Below are 19799 nucleotides of genomic sequence, written 5' to 3'. Positions count from 1 at the left end.
GTCCGTCCCATGCCACGTCCCAGCGATCGCACCGCCGCGCAAGTTCGCCCGGTTACCATCACCCGTCATTTCACCAAGCATGCGGAAGGCTCGGTGCTGGTGGAGTTCGGTAATACCCGCGTGCTCTGCACCGCCAGCGTCGACACCAGCGTGCCGCGCTTCCTGAAGGGCAAGGGCCAGGGCTGGGTGACCGCCGAGTACGGTATGCTGCCGCGCTCCACCCACTCCCGGATGAACCGCGAGGCAGCCTCCGGCAAACAGAGTGGCCGCACCCTGGAGATCTCCCGTCTGATCGCCCGCTCCCTGCGCGCCGCCGTGGATCTGACCGCGCTCGGCGAGCACACCATCACGGTGGACTGTGACGTGTTGCAGGCCGATGGCGGCACCCGCACTGCTTCCATTACCGGTGCCTGCGTGGCCCTGGTGGATGCCCTGAACTGGATGGTGGAGAAGGGGCTGATCAAGCAGAGCCCGCTCAAACAGATGATCGCCGCCGTCTCCGTCGGCATGTTCGAAGGGGAAGCCATCTGCGATCTGGAGTACATAGAAGATTCCGCCGCCGAGACCGACATGAACGTGGTAATGACCGAGGATGGTCGCATCATCGAGGTGCAGGGCACTGCGGAGGCCGAGCCATTCACCCATGAGGAGTTGCTGGCCATGCTGGCGCTCGCCAAGGGCGGCATCGAAGAGATTATCGCGCTGCAGAAGCAGTCGCTCTCCTGATTTCTGTTTTGAAAAACGCGGCATTGGCCGCGTTTTTTATACCCGAGACTTACCCCCACATACGCAAGCCAAGCAAGGAGCCAGAATGAAAGCCTACCAGCGTCAATTTATCGAGTTCGCCCTGGAGAAACAGGTCCTCAAATTCGGTGAATTTACCCTGAAATCCGGTCGCAAGAGCCCCTACTTCTTCAACGCCGGCCTGTTCAACAGTGGTCGCGATCTGGCCCGCCTCGGCCGTTTCTACGCCGCCGCCCTGATGGATGCCGGCATCGAGTTCGATGTGCTGTTTGGCCCGGCCTACAAGGGGATCCCCATCGCCTCCGCCACTGCGGTACAACTGGTGGAGCAGCACGACGTGGACGTGCCCTGGTGCTTCAACCGCAAGGAGGCCAAGGATCACGGCGAGGGCGGCAACCTGGTGGGCAGCCCGCTCAAGGGGCGCATCATGCTGGTGGATGACGTCATCACCGCCGGTACCGCCATTCGCGAATCCATGGACCTGATCCAGGCCAACGGCGCTTCCCTGGCTGGCGTGCTGATCGCGCTGGACCGCCAGGAGAAGGGCAAGGGCGAGCTCTCCGCCATTCAGGAGGTGGAGCGTGACTACGGTGCCCACATCATCGCCATCATCCAGATGAGCGATCTCATCGCCTATCTGGAAGAGAAACAGGCAGAGCAGCCGGAACTGGTTACGCAACTGACTGCCATGAAAGCCTATCGCGCCCAGTACGGCATCTGAGCTGCCGTTCATCCCGCGCAATAGCTGAATGTGGCGCCCATTTGCTCCTGGGTAGCAAACGGGCGCCGTTTTTTCATCTGCAAAAAGTGGATCATGTGGCTTGAGTTTACCCTTACAGTAAAGGTTAGGGTTTGGTCATCGGCGCCATTTTGGCCGATTGGTTCCGGGGAGGAACAAGATGACCACTCATATTCAATTACCCATCCATCTGCAGCTGCCGCTCACAGGCATGAGCTGTGCCAATTGTGCCAGCCGCATCTCCGCCGCCCTTAATCAGCTTGAAGGGGTGACGGCTTCCGTCAACTTTGCGCTGGAACAGGCCGCCATCGAGCTGGACGATCCGGGCCGGCTGTCCGCAGTGCTGGAGAGCATCAAGGGGCAGGGCTACGACTACGGCAGTGAATCCTTTACCTTCCAGATCAGCGGCATGACCTGCGCAGGCTGCTCGGCCCGCCTCGAACGGATGCTGACAGCCCTGCCCGGCGTGCTCTCGGCCGAGGTCAATTTCTCCATCGAACAGGCCCGCATCACCCAGGTGCCCGGTATCCAGACCCCAGCCTCCCTGCGCGAGCAGATCGAGGCGCTCGGGTTTGGTGCCCAGCTGGCGCAAGGATCGGCCAGTGCCCGCCGCCAGCAGTTGCTGGAGCGAGAGGCGCAGGAGTCTGCCGCCGCCCACCAGGCTCTGATCCAGGTTATCGTCTCGGCGCTGCTGACCCTGCCGCTGCTGGTGGGCATGCTCGCCATGGCTGGCCTGCTGCCCTGGCATCTGCCCGCCTGGCTGGAGCTGGTGCTCGCCACGCCGGTGCAGTTCTGGGTAGGCAGACGCTTCTATCGTGGCGCCTGGCTCGCCATCAAGAATCGCTCCGCCAATATGGACGTGCTGGTGGCGACCGGTACCAGCGCCGCCTATTTCTACAGCCTCTATCTGTTGCTGACGCTGGGGATGGCCGCCAGCGGCAAGCTCTATTTCGAGGCAAGCGCCATCATCATCACCCTGATCTCCCTCGGAAAATTGCTGGAGGCCAGGGCCAAGCGCAGCACCCGCTCCGCCATTCGCGAGCTGATGGCGCTGCGCCCGGATACTGCTACCGTCTGGCGCGGCGAGAGCTGGCAGAGCGTGGCCATCGATGATGTGCTGCGCGGCGATCGGCTGCGAGTGCTGGTGGGTGAGCGGGTACCGGTGGACGGCAAGATCCTGAGCGGCGAGAGCGAGCTGGATGAGTCGATCCTCACCGGCGAGAGCCTGCCGGTGCCGCGGGGACTGGGGGAGTGCGTGCTGGGCGGGGCCATCAACCGCTCCGGCGTGCTGGAGATCGAAGCCACGACCGTGGGGGAGGACTCCAGCCTCAGCAAGATCATTGCCCTGGTGGAAAATGCCCAGATGGGCAAGGCGCCGCTGCAACAACTGGTGGACAAGGTTTCCGCCGTGTTCGTGCCGGTGGTGATGGCCATCGCCCTGTTCACCCTGCTGGCCTGGTATGCCTATAGCGGTGACTTCGGTCAGGCGCTGCTGGCTGCGGTGGCCGTGCTGGTGATTGCCTGCCCCTGCGCCCTGGGTCTGGCCACGCCGGCGGCCATAGTGACCGGCACCGGGGTGGCAGCGCGCCACGGTATTCTGATAAAAGATGTGGACACCCTGCAGAAGGCTCACGCCATCAAGGCGCTTATCTTCGACAAGACCGGCACGCTTACTCAGGGTCGGCCTGTGTTGGCGAGCTGGAGCGGCACCGATGAGCAGCTGCGCCTGGCCGCGGCCCTGCAGCAGGCGAGCGAGCACCCGCTGGCGCAAGCCATGCGCGAGGCGGTCGGTCAGGACGCCGTGTTGCCCCAACCGGAAGCGGTGGAGGTGCGGGTTGGCGCTGGCATCATGGGTCAGGTGGCGGGCCATACGGTCGCCATCGGCAACACCAGCCTGTTGGCTCAGCTTGGCATTGCACAGCCGCAGCAGGATGAACAGCCCGCTGACGGGGCAACCCGGGTCTGGGTCGCCATCGATGGAGTGGCGGTGGGCATCGCCGCCCTGGCCGATACCCTGCGACCGGAGAGCCCAGCCGCCATCGCCACCTTGCGCCAGCGCGGCATCGCCAGCTGGCTGGTGAGCGGCGATGCGCCGGCGCCGGTGGCCCATATCGCCGCCAAGCTGGGGCTGGACGGGGCGTTTGACTCAGTGCTGCCAGCCGGCAAGGTGGAGAAAGTCGAGGCGCTGCGGGCGCGTACCCAGGGGTTGGTAGCCATGGTGGGGGACGGGGTGAACGATGCCCCAGCGCTGGCCGCGGCGGACGTGGGGATCGCCATGGGCTCCGGCTCCGACGTGGCGATGGAGACTGCCGCCATCACGCTCATGCGAGCTGACCCGCGGCTGGTGGCCGATGCCATCGACATCTCGGCGGCCACCTGGCGCACCATACAGCAGAATCTGTTCTGGGCCTTCGTGTTCAACATCATCGGTATTCCGCTGGCGGCGCTGGGCTACCTCAGCCCCGAGCTGGCGGGGGCTGCCATGGCCCTGAGCAGCATCACGGTATTGAGCAATTCCCTGTTATTGAAACGCTGGCAGCCCAAGGCGGGCAACCATGCTGGCACTCGAACAGACATGTAAGGAGTCATCCATGAACATCAGCAAGGTAGCCAAAGCCACTGGGCTGACCGCCAAGACCATCCGTTACTACGAGAGCATCGGCCTGATTTCGGCGCCGATCCGCAGCGACAACGGCTATCGCAGCTATACCGAGGGATCGCTGCGGGAGCTGCGTTTCGTCAAGCGGGCACGGGAGACCGGGTTCAATCTGGAGGAGTGTCAGGAGCTGCTGGCGCTCTATCGGGATGAGCACAGATCCAGTGCCCAGGTGAAGAAACTGGCCCAGGAGAAGATCGTCGATCTGCGCGCTCGCATTGCCGGGCTGCAGGCCATGCTCAGCTCCCTCGAGGGGCTGGTCGGTTGCTGTCACGGGGATGAAAATCCTGAATGCCCGATCCTCGACGAGCTGGAAAAAGGCTGAAATCCGGCCCGGCAGACGCCGGCGTCATGATGGAAAAAAGAGGGAGACAGGTCGTTTGTGAACGGCTTGCCTCCCTCTTTTTGGTCGGCATCCGGCTGCGGCAAAGTTGACTAACTTCTTAATAAAAGGCGCTTTATTGTTGCTCACTGGGGGGGATGGTAGACTGTTCGGCTCTTGTACAGGAGTACTCAGTTGACCCAGAGTGTCACACACCAGGTGAAGCAGGCCATTATGGTTCAGCTTTATACTCACGCCTTGTTCAGTCTTCCCTGTCTGGGCCTGCTGGCGTTTGGCTGGAGTCTGCTGTTTCATGACTATCTGCCCGTCAGTGAGGCGCTGGGCTGGTTGGCCGCTGTGTTCCTGTTGCTGCTGTTCCGCTATTGGCATCTGCGCTGGCGTCAGCCCGCGTTGCAGCAGACTGCGGTGCCTGTCCTGGAGCGGGAGATGTTCATCGGGGTGACCGTCACCTCCATCATCTGGGCGCTCGGCGTGCTGCTCTACATGGACAAGCTGCCGGATACCTATCGTGCCGCCATGATGATGCTGACCAGCCTGATCCTCACCGGCAGCGCCATCATGCTGTTTGGCTCTCGCCGCATCGTTTATGGCGCCGTGCTGCCGCTGGGGCTCGCCATGCTGTTCGAGCTCGGAGTCGGCAACGAGCAGGAGCGGATCGTTTCCACCATGCTGGCCGGCTACCTGTTCGTCTTTTTGCCGACCCTGCTGCGCCGCCTGCGCCGGGATCAGGTGGCCTCCCTCTATCACCGTTTCTCCAACGCCGATCTGGTGGCCGAATTGAAGGCGGTGTCGGAGCATCTGCGCCTCACCTCCCGTCTCGACGGACTGACCGGTATTGCCAATCGTGCCCATCTTGATGACTGTCTCGAGCGGGCGTGGCGGCGCTGTCATCGTGCCAGGGCGCCGCTCTCGCTGGTCCTGCTGGATGTGGATTATTTCAAACAGTTCAATGACTTCTATGGTCACCAGCTGGGTGATGACTGCCTGCAGCAGGTAGGCAGACTGCTGGCCGGGGTCGAGCGGCGGGAAGATGATCTGGCGGCCCGTTATGGGGGCGAAGAGTTTGCCCTGCTGCTGCCCTGTACCGGCATGCAGGGGGCACTGCAGGTGGCGGACAGGATACGCACCGCACTCAAGGAATTAGGCATTCCCCATCAGAAGTCCCTGGTCTCGAGCCGGGTCACCTGCAGCTTTGGCGTGGCCACCCTGATCCCGGACAACAGCATGAAAATTGCCGATTTGATCCAAAAAGCGGATGCGGCCCTCTATCAGGCCAAGCATAATGGGCGGGATCGAATCGAAGTGGCCTTGATGGGTAAGGTTGCCTGAGTTTAACGTGACAGATTGAAGAGGTTGTCTATGCAATGTCATCGTATCGAAGAGCTGCTGGAGTTGTTGCAGCCTGCCTGGATCAAGGAACAGGATCTCAGCCTGGTGCAGTTTGTTGCCAAACTGGCCAAAGAAGCGGGATTTGAAGGTCCCCTGTCCGAGCTGACCGACGACATGCTGATCTATCACCTCAAGATGCGGGAATCCGACAAGCAGGCGATGATCCCCGGTCTGGCCAAGGATCATGTGCCGGATTTCAAGGAAGCCCTGCTCAAGGCACGCGGCATCAAGTGACCCCGGGCGGTGTGCTGGACACCTGGCCTGGTTTCAGTGGAATCTCTTTAAAGGCGTTTCGTCAATGGGCGAAACGCCTTTTTTGTTACCGAAATTTGCGATCGATCGCCAATATTAGATACATCTAATCCACACAATTAGCAGGTTGTTTAAGATATAATCCGCTCCATAACAAATAAGGGAGCGATGTCTTGCAATGGCCGATCATGAAAAAATCGATATCAAGGATGTCACCGACAAGAGCGTAACCGGGACTTTCAACCCCAACACGTTCAAAGCCAGCGACGACAGATTCAACCCCGGCAACCGCATCTATGTCCGGGCCCAGACCGGGTACTGGCAGCGGGTGCGCAAGGGAATGGGGTGGTTCTTCGTCGCCCTGTTCGTGCTGCTGCCCTGGCTGCGCTACGAAGGGCGCCAGGCGATACTGTTCGACCTCGCTCACCAGCAGTTCCACATCTTCGGTGCCACCATCTGGCCGCAGGACCTGACTCTGCTCGCCTGGATCTTCATGATCGCGGCCTTCGCGCTCTTTTTCGTGACCACCTTCCTTGGCCGGGTCTGGTGTGGCTATCTCTGCCCGCAGACGGTCTGGACCTTCATGTTCATCTGGTTTGAAGAGAAGCTGGAGGGACCTGCCAACAAGCGGCGCAAGCTGGATGCGGCGCCCTGGAGCGGCGAGAAGCTGGCCCGCAAGGGGGCCAAACACCTGGCCTGGCTAGTCATCTCGCTGGCGACCGGCCTTACCTTCGTCGCCTACTTCCAGGATGTGACCAACCTGGTGCCCGACGTTCTGACCCTGCAGGCGGGTGGCTGGGTGATGTTCTGGGTGATCTTCTTCACCATCTGTACCTACGGCAACGCCGGCTGGATGCGCGCCATCATGTGTATCCACATGTGCCCCTATGCCCGCTTCCAGTCTGCCATGTTCGACAAGGACACCTTCATCGTCGGCTATGACACCAAGCGCGGCGAGACCCGCGGTGCCCGTGCCCGCAAGGCGGACCACAAGGCGCTGGGGCTGGGAGACTGCATCGATTGCGATCTGTGCGTGCAGGTCTGTCCGACCGGCATCGACATTCGTGACGGCCTGCAGTACGAGTGCATCAACTGTGGCGCCTGTGTCGACGCCTGCGACCAGACCATGGAGCGGATGGGCTATCCGAAGGGGCTCATCAGCTACACCACCGAGCACAAGCTGGCCAACGACTCCACTCATGTGGCGCGGCCCAAGCTGATTGGTTACGGCCTGGTGATGGCTATCATGCTGGGGGTCTTCGTCTACAACGCCATGTCCATCATGCCGATGGGGCTCGATATCCTGCGGGATCGCAACCAGCTGTTCCGCGAGAACAGCGAAGGGCTTATCGAGAACACCTACACCCTCAAGATCCTCAACAAGACCCTGCAATCCCAGACCTATCAGCTGGACGTGGAGGGGCTGCCGGAGCACGAGTGGTTCGGTCCGCGCGAGGTGACCCTGAAGGCGGGAGAAATTTATACCTTGCCGGTGAGTCTGGCGGTCGACCCCTACAACCTGAAGCGGCCGGCGCTGGACATCCAGTTCGTGCTCAAACGCGAAGGCGCTGCCGACGATGACAGCAAGGGCACCCTGCGTCAGGCCAGCAAGTTTATCAGCCGGCTATAACGGCAGGGGCGGCAGTCAGCACTCATAAAAGTGGTTGCCCGGTTCAGGCATCCATCTCAACGAGTGGTGATAGAATGGGGCGCTACGGCGCCCCTTTCTCATGGTGGATGACATGCGTTTCAACTATTCCGATCTCACACCCGACCTCATCATGGATGCGCTGGATCTCAGCGGTCTGCGGCTCGACTCCGGCCTTATCGAACTCAACAGCTACGAGAACCGGGTCTATCAGTTTCAGGACGAGGATCGTCGTCGCTATGTGGTGAAGTTCTACCGCCCCGGCCGCTGGAGCCGGGCCCAGATCCTGGAGGAGCACGAGTTTGCCGCCCGTCTGGCCGAGGCGGAGATCCCGGTCGCCTCGCCTCTCTCCTTCGCGGGGGAGACCCTGCTGGAGCATCAGGGCTACCTCTTCGCCATCTGGCAGAGCGTCGGTGGCCGCCAGTTCGAGGTGGACAACCTGGATCAGCTGGAGTGGGTGGGGCGCTACCTTGGCCGCATCCACCAGATTGGTGCCAGCAAGCCGTTTCACCATCGCGTCCGGCTGGATGTGGAGAGCATGTTGCACGAGCCGCGGCAGCTGCTGGCGGCCGGCGAGTGGTTGCCGAGCGGGCTGGCCAAACAGTTCTTCGGCGTGCTCGACGAGCTGATCAAGCATGTCGGCGATGCCATGAGCCTGGATGTCTCCCACATCTCCCTGCACGGCGACTGCCACCCGGGTAACATCCTGTGGCGCGATGGCCCCCTGTTCGTCGATCTCGATGATTGCCGCACCGGTCCCGCCATCCAGGATCTCTGGATGATGCTGAGCGGCGAGCGCCACGAGCAGCTGGTCCAGCTCGATACCCTGCTGGCGGGTTACGAGGAGTTCATGGAGTTTGATCCGCGCGAGCTGACGCTCATCGAACCGCTGCGGGCCATGCGCATCGTCCACTACATGGCCTGGCTGGCGCGGCGCTGGGAAGATCCCGCCTTCCCCCGTCACTTCCCCTGGTTCAATACCGAGCATTACTGGCGTCAGCAGATCGCGACCCTGCACGACCAGCTGGAGGCGCTCAAGGCGCCGCCCCTGACTCTGACGCCGGGTTGGTGATCGGGGCGCAACCCGGCTGGTGACGAGCGCGGGAGGAGGGATCCCCGGTCACTTCTTTGCCATTGACGGCGAAGGGGGGACGCAATAGGCTTGGCACTGCTTCGGTTCGCCGGGCGTGCCTCACAGTGATCCCTTAACAGGAAACATCATGAAAAAAATCCTATTTTTCCTCGCTGCCATGCTGATGATGCCCATGGTTCACGCCGCCCCCGAATTCAAGGAAGGCGTTAACTATGACGTGGTCAAGCAGACTGGCACCGCCCAGCCGGAAGTGTTGGAGTTCTTCTCCTACTACTGCCCGCACTGCTCGACGTTCGAACCGATCGTGGAACAGCTGAAGCAGGATCTGCCGCAGGGCGTTCCTCTCAAGAAGAACCCGGTTGCCTTCCTGGGCCGTGAAATGGGCCCGGAGATGCAGCGTGCCTACGCGCTGGCGACCCTGCTGAACGTTGAAGGCAAGCTGACTCCGGCCATCTTCAACAAGATCCATACCCAGCGCAAACCGCCGATGAGCCGCGATGACGTGAAGCAGATCTTCGTGGACAACGGCGTGCCGGCCGAGGAGTTTGACGGTGCCGTCGACAGCTTCGCCGTCTCCGGCATGGTTTCCCAGTTTGACCGCAACACCGAGAGCTACAACATTCGTGGTGTACCGGCCTTCCTGGTCAACGGCAAGTACATGGTGAAAATCGAATCCATTACTTCCCAGGAACAGTTCAACCAGCTGGTGAAATTCCTGCTGGCCAAGAAAGACTGATCCGGAGTGACCCGATGAAAAAAGCCCGCCGGTGCAAACCGGCGGGCTTTTTGTTTATCCGGAGCCTGCGTCAGATCTGGCAATTCTGCTGGGTGGGGGCCGGGCGCGGCAAGCGGGTGCGGCGGCTGATGGCCTCCGCCAGCCAGACCAGCAACAGTATGGCCAGCAGCAGGGTGGCGGTCTGATCGTAGCGAAACAGGCTCAACGATACATAGAGCTGCTGCCCCAGGCCGCCGGCACCGACTACGCCGAGTATGGTGGCGGCCCTCAGGTTCATCTCGCCGCGATAGAGGCTGTAGGCCAGCCACTGGCGCGTCACCAGCGGAAACAGCCCGTACCAGAAACTGGCGATGGGGCCAGCCCCGCTCAACTGCAGGGCGAGGCGAGGGGCGGGATCCGCGTTCTCCAGGGTCTCCACGAAGAGGCGCGCCAGCACGCCCGTGGTGTGCAGGGTCAGCGCCAGTATGCCTGCCACCGGACCCAGTCCGACCGCGATCACCAGCAGGCTGGCGAAGATGAGCTCGGGCACGGAGCGCAGCAGGTTGAACAGCAGGCGCAGCGGCCAGCAGTGACGGGCGAGACAGGCGAGCGGCAGGGCCAGCAGGGCGCTGAAGAGGGTACTCAACAGCGCCATCTGCACCGTATCGAGCAGGCCGCTGGCCACAGTCTTGAGGAAGGGCCATGACCAGTCCGGTCGCAAAAACTCCCCCACGAAGGAACCCAGCCCGCTCAGGGAGAAGCTCAGCATGCGCCAGTCGAGCTGGTAAAGGGCGAGAGCTGCGGCCAGCCCCAGGCAGATCAGCAACAGCAGGCCGGGGGAGCGGCTATGGCGCAGCCAGGCGCTGAGGCCATCCGCCAGGGTCACCAGCAGGATGAAGGCCAGCAGCAGGGTCACCACCTCGCCACCGGCAAACATGCGCAGGGAGAGTTCGAGCTGCTGGCCAAGTCCGCCGGCCCCGACGAAGCCCATGATGACGGAGGCGCGCAGGGCGCACTCCCAGCGATAGACGGTGTAGGAGAGCAGCTCCTGGCGCACCGCAGGCAGCACGCCATACCAGAGTGCCTGCAACCGGCCGCTGCCGCCGAGCAGCAGGGCGCGGGCCGGTTGCAGGGCACCGCTCTCCATGATCTCGTTGTAAACCTTGGCCAGCATGCCGCCGTAGCTGACGGCGATGGCCAGGATGGCGGCCAGCGGCCCGAGCCCGGACAGGCGCACGAACAGCAGCGCCCAGATGAGCTCGGGCAGGCTGCGCAGCACGATGGCGACAAGGCGCGAGAGGGCCCGCAAGGCGCCGCGCAGCGGACTGGGAACCGGACCCAGTTCGGCCAGCGACAGGGCGCGCGAGCCGAGCAGGGCAAAAGGCACGCCGAGCAGCAGGGCACCCGCCAGCCCCAGGGTCGCGACGGCCAGGCTCTCCAGGGTCGCGGTCAGGGTCAGGGCGAGAAAGTCCCGATCGACGCGGGGTGGCCAGCTGGTGGCGAGGAAGTTGCCCATCTGCCGCCAGCTCTGGCCGTCGAACAGGCCGAGCCAGCCATCGGCTTGTTGCCACAGGCTGTAGCCGATCAGCAGCAACAGCCAGGGCAGGGGATGGCGCCAGCGGCTAGTAGTCAAATTGAACACGCCGCCGCCTCGTCATCACCGGCGTAGAGGTCGGCCAGCATGGCCTGGGTAACGGCTGCCGCCGGACAATCGAACTGCACCCGCCCCTCGCGCAAACCGATGATGCGTGGGAAACGGCCGAGCGCCAGCTCGACTGCATGCAGGTTGGCGACAAGGGTGCTGCCCCGGGCTCGGGCCTGGGCCAGCAGGGCATCCAGACTGCTCTGGGCGAGCACGGGGTCGAGGGCGGAGACGGGTTCGTCCGCCAGGATCAGATCCGGCTGTTGATAGAGCACCCGGGCGATGCCGACCCGTTGCAACTGGCCACCGGAGAGCTCGCCGCAGCGTTGCTGCCACTTGTCGGCAAGGCCGAGGCGGGCCAGCTCGGTCCGCGCGCCTTCGGGGTCGCAAGGACGCAGCAGGGAGAGTAAGGAACGGCCGAGAGACCACTGGCCGAGCCGACCGGCCAGCACTGCGGTCACCACCTTCTGGGAGGCGGGCAGCGGCGGTTGCTGCCAGACCATGCCGATCCGGCTGCGCAGCCGCTGGCGGTCCCGGGTAGAGAGGGACCAGGGATCCTGATCCCAGAGGGCGAGCCTGCCTTCGCCGCGCAGCTCGGTGCCGATCAGCCGCAGCAGACTGGTCTTGCCCGCGCCGCTTGGCCCTATGACGGCTACGCACTCGCCCGCCGCAATTTGCAGGCGAAACGGCTGCAGGATGCGGCTCTGGCCGAGCCGCAATCCTTCCCCGTCCAGCGCGACGGCGATCACTTCAGCAGGCCGGCCTGGGTTGCGGCGGCTTCGATGCCCAGGTAGTTCTCGGGCTTGGTCTCGATGAAGCGGCTGGCGCGTTGCAGCTTGAGGATCTCGGCCTGGGCGGGTACCACCGGATCCAGGCTGAGGAAGGCCTGCTTGATCTTCTCTTGCAGGGCCGGATCCATGTCGCCGCGCACGGTCCAGTTGTAGTCAAAGTAGGTGGGGGTGGTCCAGATCACCTTGACCTTGGCGGTGTCGACCTTGCCCTCTTCCACCAGTTTCTCCCACACGGAAGCGTTGAGCGCGCCGGCCGGCACCTTGCCGGAAGCGACCCAGGCGACGGTGGCGTCGTGGGCGCCGGAGAAGGCGACGTGGGCGAAGTCACGCTCCGGGTTGATGCCCTGTTCGGCCAGGAAGTGGCGCGGCATCAGGTGACCCGAGGTGGAGGAGGGGGAGCCGAACGCGAAGTCCTTGCCCTTGGTGTCGGCCAGGGTTTTGATGCCGCTGTCGGCATTGGCGATGAACTTGGAGGTGAACTGGGCATCTTCCTGGCGCTGCACCAGGGGTACCACCTTGTCGGCACGGCGGTGGGCCTGCACATAGGTGAAGCCTCCGAGCCAGGCCATGTCCAGCTTGCCGGCGGCCAGCGCTTCAACCACGGCGGCGTAGTCGTTGACCGGCACGAACACTACTTCACGGCCCGTCTTCTCGGCCAGGTAGTCACCCAGCGGAGCAAACTTGCGCTGCAGCTCGGTGGGGGCTTCGTCCGGGATGGCGGAGACCCGCAGCGGTTCGGCGGCGACGGCGCTCAGGCTGGCGAACAAGGTGGTGAGAGCGAGGATCCATTTACGGGTCATGGTGCATTCCTTTGTGGTCTGTCGTTCGGGTAATAGAAAGGCCCGACACGAGTCGGACCTTATCAGGGGGGTCATGGTAGGGGGCCACCGGCCCCGGGCGCAAGATGCTCCCCGCAAAAATGGGGGCTACACCCCGACGTGGAAGGCCTGCTTGAGGTTGCGGATGAAGTCCGCATCCCGGCACAGAGTCTTGCCCGGACTGTCGGAGATCTTGGCGACCGGGCCACCGTTGCACTCCATCATCTTGAAGACGATGTTCATCGGGGTGACCCCGGGCAGATCGCAGGTGAGCTTGGTGCCGATGCCGAAGCTGGTGTTGATACGACCGCGGAAGTGGCGCATCAGCTGCACCGCCTTGTCGAGATTGAGACCGTCGGAGAAGACCAGGGTCTTCTCGGTGGGGTCGATGCCGAGCCGCTGGTAGTGGCTGATGGCCTTCTCGCCCCACACCACGGGGTCGCCGGAGTCGTGGCGCAGCCCCTGATAGCGGCTGGCCAGCTCGAAGTCGAAGTCGCGCAGGAAGGCATCCATGGTGATGCAGTCGGTCAGGGCTATCCCCAGATGGTCGGTGAACTCGTCCAGCCAGCTGGTGAGGGCGGCGCGCTGGCTGTGCTCGAGCGGGAAGCCGAGCTGCTGGTGGGCCTGGAACCACTCGTGGGCCTGGGTGCCCACCGCCGGCAGCCGGTATTTCTGGGCCAGCTGGTAGTTGCTGGTGCCGCGAAACGCCGGCAGGCGCTCCTTGAGGCGACCCACCACGGCATCCTGCACCGCGTGGGAGAAGCGGCGACGGGTGCCGAAGTCGATGAGGTTGAACTCCTTCATCTCTTCCGGGCTGAGATCCCGCTCCAGCTTGTCGATCTTCTGGTCGAGCCGCTCCAGCGCCTGAGTGACGCCAAACTGGGGATAGCGGAAGCGGTTGCGCATCTCGCTGATGATGGCGAGCACCGGGATCTCCCACAGGATCACGTCCTGCCAGGTGCCTTCGACCCGCACATTGATGCGGCCATCCTGCTCGAACACCTTGAGCAGGGAGGCGTCCAGCGGCTTGCGGCGCAGGTGATCGAGATAATCGGTGGTGAAGAAGGGGCGCTCGGCCAGGAAGTCGAGCTCGGGTCTGGTCAGCCGCAGGGAGCCGGCCAGGCGCAGCTGCTCCTCGATCTGGCCCATCATGGGCAACAGGTCTTCTTCGTTGCGGCTGTGGAATTCGGCCACCACCTCGGCATCCGGATAGCGATGGAACACCGCCTGCTGCATATGCAGCTTGTAGGCATCGGTGTCGAGCAGGCTGTTGAGTATGGGCAGCATATCAGTATCCCCGCAGGCCGGTGAGCCAGATGGCCCACCCCTGCTGCATAGGTAGTTTGCAGACGCCGCTGTCGGGCAGACCCATGAGGGTCGGGGACATATCAGGCGTCCAGCAGGCGTTGTACATCGGTCAGGGTCTGGGCCAGTTCGGCGCCAGCCTCGATCATCTGGGTGCAGGCGCTGGCAACCGTCCCGGCGGCGATGCCACGGCAGGCATCGAGGTGGACGATCACCCGGAAACCGGCGCGACGCAGTTGCAGCACGCTGGTCTTGACGCAGTAGTCGGTGGCCAGGCCGCCGACCAGCAGGGTATCGACCCCGCGGGCTTGCAGGAATTCGATGAGTCCTGTGCTGCGCCGCTCCGCCAAATCGTGGAAACAGGTGCCATAGGGATGCAGATCCGGCTCGACCCCCTTCCAGACGAAGAAGTCGTAATCGACCGGGGCCGGCAGGCCGTCGAGCAGCTCGAAGCCGCGGGTGCCCGGCACGCAGTGCACCGGCCAGGTGAGGTCGGCGTTGGGCAAATCCAGCGGCAGCAGCATGCCGGCGGGATCGGAGACTGCCCAGTCTGCATTGGCGGGGTGGGCGTCCTTGCTGCCGATGCGCAGCGAGGCGAGAGCGGCCTGGGCGTTGAGCGCAGCCACAATATCATCCCCCCCTGCGACGGGCAGTTCATTCGGGCAGAGGGGAGTGAATCCCTTCTGCGCATCAATATCCAGGCTGGCGATGATTCCCATGAGTGGCTCCTGCACATATTATTCGTGTGATATTATCTACCAAACATTAATGGAAGGCGAGCAGGGCGATCGACATGTTGAGAATGAGTCTGGATATGGTGGTGTTGCGACTGCGTGACGAGCGGCTGGAACTGCTGCTGGAGACCCGCGATCGCCCCCCCTTCGCCCACTGCTGGCAACTGCCTGCCCTGCGCATCGACGAGACGCGGGACCGGGATCTGGACGCCGCCCTGCGCCGCCTGCTGACCGAATGGGGGCTGGGCCATTGCTACAGCGAGCAGGTCTGCACCCTCGGCAATCTGGAGCGGGATCCCCGTGGCTGGTCCACCACGCTCGTTTATCTCTGTCTGGCCGAGCCCGATGTCGAGGTGACGCGCGGCTGCTGGCATCCGCTCTCGGCCCTGCCCGGTCTCAGCCTCGCCTTCGACCATCCCCAACTCATCGCCAGAGGGCTGGAGCGGCTGCGGATCAAGAGCCGCTACAGCACACTGCCGCTGCAACTGCTGGGGACGGAATTCACCCTCTCCGAGGTGCAGCGCGCCTTCGAGATCATCCTGCAGACCCCCATGAACACGGCGGCGTTTCGCAAGCGGATCCATCGCGCCGAGATACTGACGGACACCGGCCGCAAACGGACCGGCAAGCAGCGTCCGGCCATCCTCTACCGGCTGGAGAGTCCCTGCTGCGTGATGTTCGATCAGGTGATGCACGGAGCGGAAGCATGAGTGGCGCAGGCGTGCACAAGGTACTGGTGAGCGCTTGCTTGCTGGGTCAGCCAGTGCGTTACGACGGCCAGAGCAAGGGCATCGTCAGCGACTGGCTGCAGACGCTGGGGGCCGAGGGGCGGGTGCTGGCCTTCTGTCCCGAGGTGGCGGGCGGCCTGCCGACCCCGCGCCCACCTGCCGAGCGGCAGGGGGTGCGGGTGGTGACCGAAAGCGGGCTGGATGTGACGGCGGAGTTTGCGCGCGGCGCCGTGCTGGCGCTGGAGGCTTGTCAGCAGCAGGGGATTCGCTTTGCCTTGCTGAAAGAGGGGAGCCCCTCCTGCGGTAGCGGCCGCATCTACAACGGCCGCTTCGAAGGGGTTTCGGTGGCGGGCGAGGGCATGACTACTGCCCTGTTGCGCCGCCACGGCATCGCCGTGTTCAGCGAGGATCAGCTGCCTGAGCTGGCTTCGGCGCTCGCCTTGTCGGCGTCCTGACGGGACTCGGTTGTCATATCATCCTTCTGCCACTGTGCCAGCACGGCGTCCTTCTCCTGCCAGCGCTGGTTCAGCCACTCCTGAAAGCTGCGCTTGAACTGCTTGTCATTGAAGTAATCGCCGATCAGTGCTTCATCGATCGGCTGCTCCTCGATCCGCACCCGGATCCGCTTCATCCGCCCCATCAGGAAGTCTTTGAACGGTGCCTCTGTGTTGTCCGGGTAGCTGATGGTGACGTTGATCAGGCCGTCGAACTGCTCCCCCATGGCCGCCAGAGTAAAGGCCAGCCCGGCCGCCTTGGGCGGCATCAGGTGGCGAAAGCGAGAGCGGGAGGCGTCGCGTTTCTCCTCGGTGAAGCGGGTCCCCTCCACGAAGTTGATGACGGTGGTAGGGATGTGGCGAAACTTCTCGCAGGCGTTGCGGGTGGTCTCGATATCCTTGCCCCGCAGATGCGGATTGCGCAGCAAAAACTCCCGTGAGTAGCGGCGCATAAAGGGCATATCCAGCCCCCAGCAGGCCAACCCCAGCAGCGGGATGTAGATGAGTTCGTGCTTCATGAAGAACTTGGGCACCGGCAACCGGTCGCGAAACAGGTGGCCGAGCACCACGATATCGGTCCAGCTCATGTGGTTGCTGATGATGAGATACCAGCCATCCTTGCGCAGTCGGGTGTCATCCTCGACCTGCCAGTCGATGCGGGTGGTGAGGCGGATCACCAGGGCGTTGCAGCCGAGCCACAGGCGCATGATGCGGTTGTTGAGGTGGCTGCAGGCGCGGCTGAACGGCGCTATGGGCAGCAGTAATTTAGCGAGTGAAATCAGCAGTATGATGCTGGCACACAGGGCAGTGAAGAGAATGGTCAGGCCGGCGCTGATGAGTAGCACCAGCGGGCCGGGAAGCAGGGATAACATGGGTGTTTACTGTGCCTTGGTTGCCAGCAGCTGGGTCAGGGTCTGGTCTTTCTCGCGCCAGATCCCGTTCAGCCACTGTTGAAACTCTTGTTGGAAGTCGGGGTCATTGAAGTAGTCCCCCACCAGCTTGCGGTCGATCGGCAAATAGCGGATCTGGACCTTGATCTCCCCGACCCGGCCGCACATGAAATCCCAGTAGCTGGGAATGCCGTCCGGATAGGCAATGGTCACATCCACCAGTTGATGCAACTGATCACCCATGGCTGCCAGGGTAAAGGCGATGCCACCCGCCCTTGGATGGAGCAGGTGCCGGTAGGGTGACCCCTGCTTCTGATGCTTGGTCGGGGTGAAACGGGTGCCTTCGACAAAATTCATCACACTCACCGGAATGTGGCGGAATCTGGCACAGGCTTTACGCGTCGTTTCAATGTCTTTTCCCTTCAAATGAGGGTTCTTTTTCAGAAATTTTCTGGAATATCGCCGCATGAAGGGGAAATCGAGCGCCCACCAGGCCAGACCGAGAAAAGGCACCCAAATCAGCTCTTTCTTGAGGAAAAACTTCAGGAAGGGGATTTTTTGATTAAAAACCCGCTGCAGTACCAGTATGTCGACCCAGGACTGATGGTTGGCAATCACCATATACCACTCATTCCGGCGCCCTTTGTCCACTCCGACCACATCGAAAGGGGTTTTGATGATGGTTTTCTGGATCAGGTTGTTGAAACCGATCCAGCAGCCGGCACTGCCATCTAGCAGCCAGTTGCAGAAGGTTCGCCAGCCCCTGACGGGCAGCAACAGCTTGAGCAGACCCAGGGAGAGCACGGGGATAAACCAGAACAGGGTATTGAAAAAGTAGAGCAGGGTGGAGAGGCTGCCGCGCAGTCGCTCTATCAGCTTGTTGGGCATGATTTGGGTCCGTCTTGCAGTCTGTAGCGACGCATCAAGTGGTCAGATCTGTGGCCATAATATCAGCCGACGCTTCCCAAGACCACGGACAGGCCCTTGGTGAGACGCTTCCTCAGCTCAGCCGCTGCGCAGCCTGGAGAGCAGGCGGTCCATGGCACGATAGCCGAGCGCCTCGATCAGGTGCTCCTTGCCGATGGCAGGCTGGCCCGCCAGATCGGCGATGGTGCGCGACACCCGCAGGATGCGGTGCCAGGCCCGGATGCTGAGCCCGAGCTTCTGGATGGCGTTCTCCAGAAATTCGGCATCCTGTGGTGATAATCGGCAAATGTCTTCGATTTCACGGCTATCAAGCAGGTTGTTGAGCTTGCCATTGCGACTCAGCATGCGCTCGCGCGCCGCCAGCACCCGCTCGCGGATCTGTTGGCTCGACTCCCCCCGCCCCGCCTTGCCGGTCAGGCTCCCCTTGGGCAAGAGCGGCACCTCCACCGTCAGGTCGAAGCGGTCGAGGAAGGGGCCGGAGAGCTTGCCTAGGTAGCGCAGGATCTGATCCGGGCTGGAGCGGGTCTGACCGTCGCCATAGTGGCCACAGGGGCTGGGGTTCATGGCGCCGACCAGCTGGAAACGGGCGGGAAAGTCCACCTGACGGGCGGCGCGACTGATGGTGATATGGCCCGTCTCCAACGGCTCACGCAGGGAGTCGAGCACCTTGCGCTCGAACTCGGGCAGCTCGTCGAGGAACAGCACCCCGTTGTGGGCCAGCGAGATCTCGCCGGGCCTCGGGTGGCTGCCACCGCCTACCAGTGCCACCGCCGAGGCGCTGTGGTGGGGCGTACGATAGGGCCTGTGGTGCCAGTGACCGGCGCGCGGGGTGAGGCCGCCGATGGAGTGGATGGCGGCGGTCTGCTGCGCCTCCTGCTCGCTCAGCGGCGGCAGAATGCCGGGCAGGCGGCTGGCCAGCATGCTCTTGCCGGTACCGGGCGGGCCAATGAACAGCAGGTTGTGGCTGCCGGCGGCAGCGATCTCCAGCGCCCGCTTGGCCTGGGACTGGCCGATCACGTCCTGCAGGTCCGGCACGTCGGGCAGGCTCTCCGTGCTCTGGGGATCCGGCAGCGGCAGCTCGTACTGGCCCGCCAGCCAGGCGGTGACGGCCAGCAGCTGGTGGGCGGTGCGCACCTCGGCGTCCTGGATCAGCGAGGCCTCGGGGCCGTTCTCCCGCGGAACCAGCAGGGTGCGTCCGGCATCCCGGCAGGCGAGCACGGCGGGCAGCACCCCGAGCACGGGACGGATCTCGCCGGTCAGGGCCAGCTCGCCCAAAAATTCGTAATCGAGCAGGTATTTTGCAGGTATCTGCTTGGAAGCTGCGAGAATACCGATGGCGATGGCCAGGTCGAAACGGCCCCCCTCCTTGGGCAGATCGGCGGGGGCCAGATTGACCGTGATGTGCTTGGACGGAAACTCGAAATTGCCGTTGAGCAGGGCACTGCGCACCCGATCCCGCGACTCCTTCACCGAGGTTTCCGGCAATCCCACCATGTTGAAGGCGGGCAGGCCGTTGGAGAGGTGAACTTCCACCGTGACTTGCGGTGCCGCGACACCTAAGCTGGCACGGCTATAAACCACAGCTAATGACATAAATCTCGTCCTTGAGTTGGTATATGTTCTGGTTAACTGCTCTTTGATGGTTTTTTATCCCAATCTGTCGGCTGCTAAATAGCCAAAATTAGAGGGTTGTCATCTAAAAAAACGCTTGCCCAATAAAAATCACCGTGCTAGTTCTAATAGCCATTCGCGGCATAAACCGCCCCAATTTCACAGGATTTCCGGTTGTAACTATGAACATGGCCTCCCGTTTCGTCAGCATTATTGTGGTCCTAGTGGTGATTATTATCTCACCGCTCGGGGCTCGTTTAGCTGCACGGAACAAGGGATA

The 19799-nt window shown here is 62.8% G+C and carries 19 protein-coding genes; 11 read left to right on the top strand and 8 right to left on the bottom strand.

Annotation, left to right across the window (positions count from 1 at the left end; genetic code table 11):
- Positions 1-9: 9 nt before the first annotated feature.
- The 9 genes from rph to BN1123_RS11615 all read left to right on the top strand — a co-directional run bounded on the left by rph (position 10) and on the right by BN1123_RS11615 (position 9600).
- On the top strand, positions 10-726 hold the full coding sequence (gene rph, locus BN1123_RS11655) for a ribonuclease PH (protein WP_042027162.1): 717 nt from the start codon (positions 10-12) through the stop codon (positions 724-726).
- A gap of 85 nt (positions 727-811) precedes the next feature.
- The gene (pyrE, locus tag BN1123_RS11650) at positions 812-1465 is read left to right on the top strand and encodes an orotate phosphoribosyltransferase (RefSeq protein ID WP_042027160.1); all 654 of its coding nucleotides are present in this window, start codon (positions 812-814) and stop codon (positions 1463-1465) included.
- 178 nt (positions 1466-1643) lie between these two features.
- A complete protein-coding gene (locus tag BN1123_RS11645; protein ID WP_042027159.1) occupies positions 1644-4064 on the top strand; it encodes a heavy metal translocating P-type ATPase in 2421 nt (806 codons plus the stop codon).
- A gap of 10 nt (positions 4065-4074) precedes the next feature.
- On the top strand, positions 4075-4464 hold the full coding sequence (cueR, locus tag BN1123_RS11640; RefSeq protein WP_026457258.1) for a Cu(I)-responsive transcriptional regulator: 390 nt from the start codon (positions 4075-4077) through the stop codon (positions 4462-4464).
- A 192-nt stretch (positions 4465-4656) separates the two neighbouring features.
- Positions 4657-5811 (top strand): GGDEF domain-containing protein, encoded by a 1155-nt coding sequence (locus BN1123_RS11635; RefSeq protein ID WP_042027158.1) that lies wholly within the window; start codon positions 4657-4659, stop codon positions 5809-5811.
- A 30-nt stretch (positions 5812-5841) separates the two neighbouring features.
- Positions 5842-6105, top strand: a complete 264-nt coding sequence (locus BN1123_RS11630; RefSeq protein WP_026457260.1) for a YihD family protein — start codon at positions 5842-5844, stop codon at positions 6103-6105.
- A 196-nt stretch (positions 6106-6301) separates the two neighbouring features.
- Positions 6302-7753, top strand: a complete 1452-nt coding sequence (ccoG, locus tag BN1123_RS11625) for a cytochrome c oxidase accessory protein CcoG (protein WP_042027157.1) — start codon at positions 6302-6304, stop codon at positions 7751-7753.
- A gap of 100 nt (positions 7754-7853) precedes the next feature.
- Positions 7854-8843: a serine/threonine protein kinase gene (locus BN1123_RS11620; RefSeq protein ID WP_042027155.1), complete on the top strand. Its 990-nt coding sequence runs from the start codon at positions 7854-7856 to the stop codon at positions 8841-8843.
- Between the two features lie 148 nt (positions 8844-8991).
- Positions 8992-9600: a thiol:disulfide interchange protein DsbA/DsbL gene (locus tag BN1123_RS11615; protein ID WP_042027154.1), complete on the top strand. Its 609-nt coding sequence runs from the start codon at positions 8992-8994 to the stop codon at positions 9598-9600.
- Positions 9601-9670: 70 nt separating this feature from the next.
- On the opposite strand, the gene phnE is transcribed toward BN1123_RS11615, so the two are convergent.
- From phnE to BN1123_RS11590, 5 genes are all read right to left on the bottom strand, one after another.
- Positions 9671-11221 carry a phosphonate ABC transporter, permease protein PhnE gene (phnE, locus tag BN1123_RS11610; RefSeq protein ID WP_052449258.1) on the bottom strand — a complete coding sequence of 517 codons (1551 nt, stop codon included), beginning with the start codon at positions 11219-11221 and terminating at the stop codon, positions 9671-9673.
- Positions 11209-11970, bottom strand: coding sequence for a phosphonate ABC transporter ATP-binding protein (locus tag BN1123_RS11605; protein WP_042027153.1), 762 nt, complete (start codon positions 11968-11970; stop codon positions 11209-11211). Before BN1123_RS11605 ends, phnE begins: the two co-directional genes overlap by 13 nt.
- Entirely contained in the window at positions 11967-12812 is an 846-nt protein-coding gene (locus tag BN1123_RS11600; RefSeq protein ID WP_042027152.1) for a putative selenate ABC transporter substrate-binding protein, read from the bottom strand. The genes BN1123_RS11605 and BN1123_RS11600 overlap by 4 nt, the downstream gene beginning before the upstream one ends.
- A gap of 126 nt (positions 12813-12938) precedes the next feature.
- On the bottom strand, positions 12939-14117 hold the full coding sequence (gene pncB, locus BN1123_RS11595) for a nicotinate phosphoribosyltransferase (RefSeq protein ID WP_026457333.1): 1179 nt from the start codon (positions 14115-14117) through the stop codon (positions 12939-12941).
- Positions 14118-14218: 101 nt separating this feature from the next.
- Positions 14219-14854 (bottom strand): nicotinamidase, encoded by a 636-nt coding sequence (locus BN1123_RS11590; protein ID WP_042027151.1) that lies wholly within the window; start codon positions 14852-14854, stop codon positions 14219-14221.
- A 74-nt stretch (positions 14855-14928) separates the two neighbouring features.
- On the opposite strand from BN1123_RS11590, the gene BN1123_RS11585 reads away from it, so the two are divergent.
- Both BN1123_RS11585 and BN1123_RS11580 read left to right on the top strand, forming a co-directional pair.
- Positions 14929-15579, top strand: a complete 651-nt coding sequence (locus tag BN1123_RS11585) for an NUDIX hydrolase (RefSeq protein WP_042027149.1) — start codon at positions 14929-14931, stop codon at positions 15577-15579.
- Complete coding sequence (locus BN1123_RS11580) at positions 15576-16052, top strand: 2-thiouracil desulfurase family protein (protein ID WP_042027147.1); 477 nt, start codon at positions 15576-15578, stop codon at positions 16050-16052. Before BN1123_RS11585 ends, BN1123_RS11580 begins: the two co-directional genes overlap by 4 nt.
- On the opposite strand, the gene BN1123_RS11575 is transcribed toward BN1123_RS11580, so the two are convergent.
- The 3 genes from BN1123_RS11575 to BN1123_RS11565 form a co-directional block, all read right to left on the bottom strand.
- Positions 16007-16963 (bottom strand): acyltransferase, encoded by a 957-nt coding sequence (locus BN1123_RS11575; RefSeq protein ID WP_042027145.1) that lies wholly within the window; start codon positions 16961-16963, stop codon positions 16007-16009. The two genes, BN1123_RS11580 and BN1123_RS11575, sit on opposite strands and share 46 nt — an antisense overlap.
- A 6-nt stretch (positions 16964-16969) precedes the next feature.
- Entirely contained in the window at positions 16970-17869 is a 900-nt protein-coding gene (locus BN1123_RS11570; RefSeq protein ID WP_042027142.1) for an acyltransferase, read from the bottom strand.
- A gap of 117 nt (positions 17870-17986) precedes the next feature.
- The gene (locus tag BN1123_RS11565; RefSeq protein ID WP_042027141.1) at positions 17987-19501 is read right to left on the bottom strand and encodes a YifB family Mg chelatase-like AAA ATPase; all 1515 of its coding nucleotides are present in this window, start codon (positions 19499-19501) and stop codon (positions 17987-17989) included.
- Positions 19502-19799 lie beyond the last annotated feature (298 nt).

The organism is Aeromonas enteropelogenes, from assembly GCF_000819845.1.
GTDB lineage: Bacteria > Pseudomonadota > Gammaproteobacteria > Enterobacterales > Aeromonadaceae > Aeromonas > Aeromonas enteropelogenes.
The sequence above is the reverse complement of the archived record's forward strand: the minus strand, read 5'-3'. Positions and strand labels throughout refer to the sequence as shown.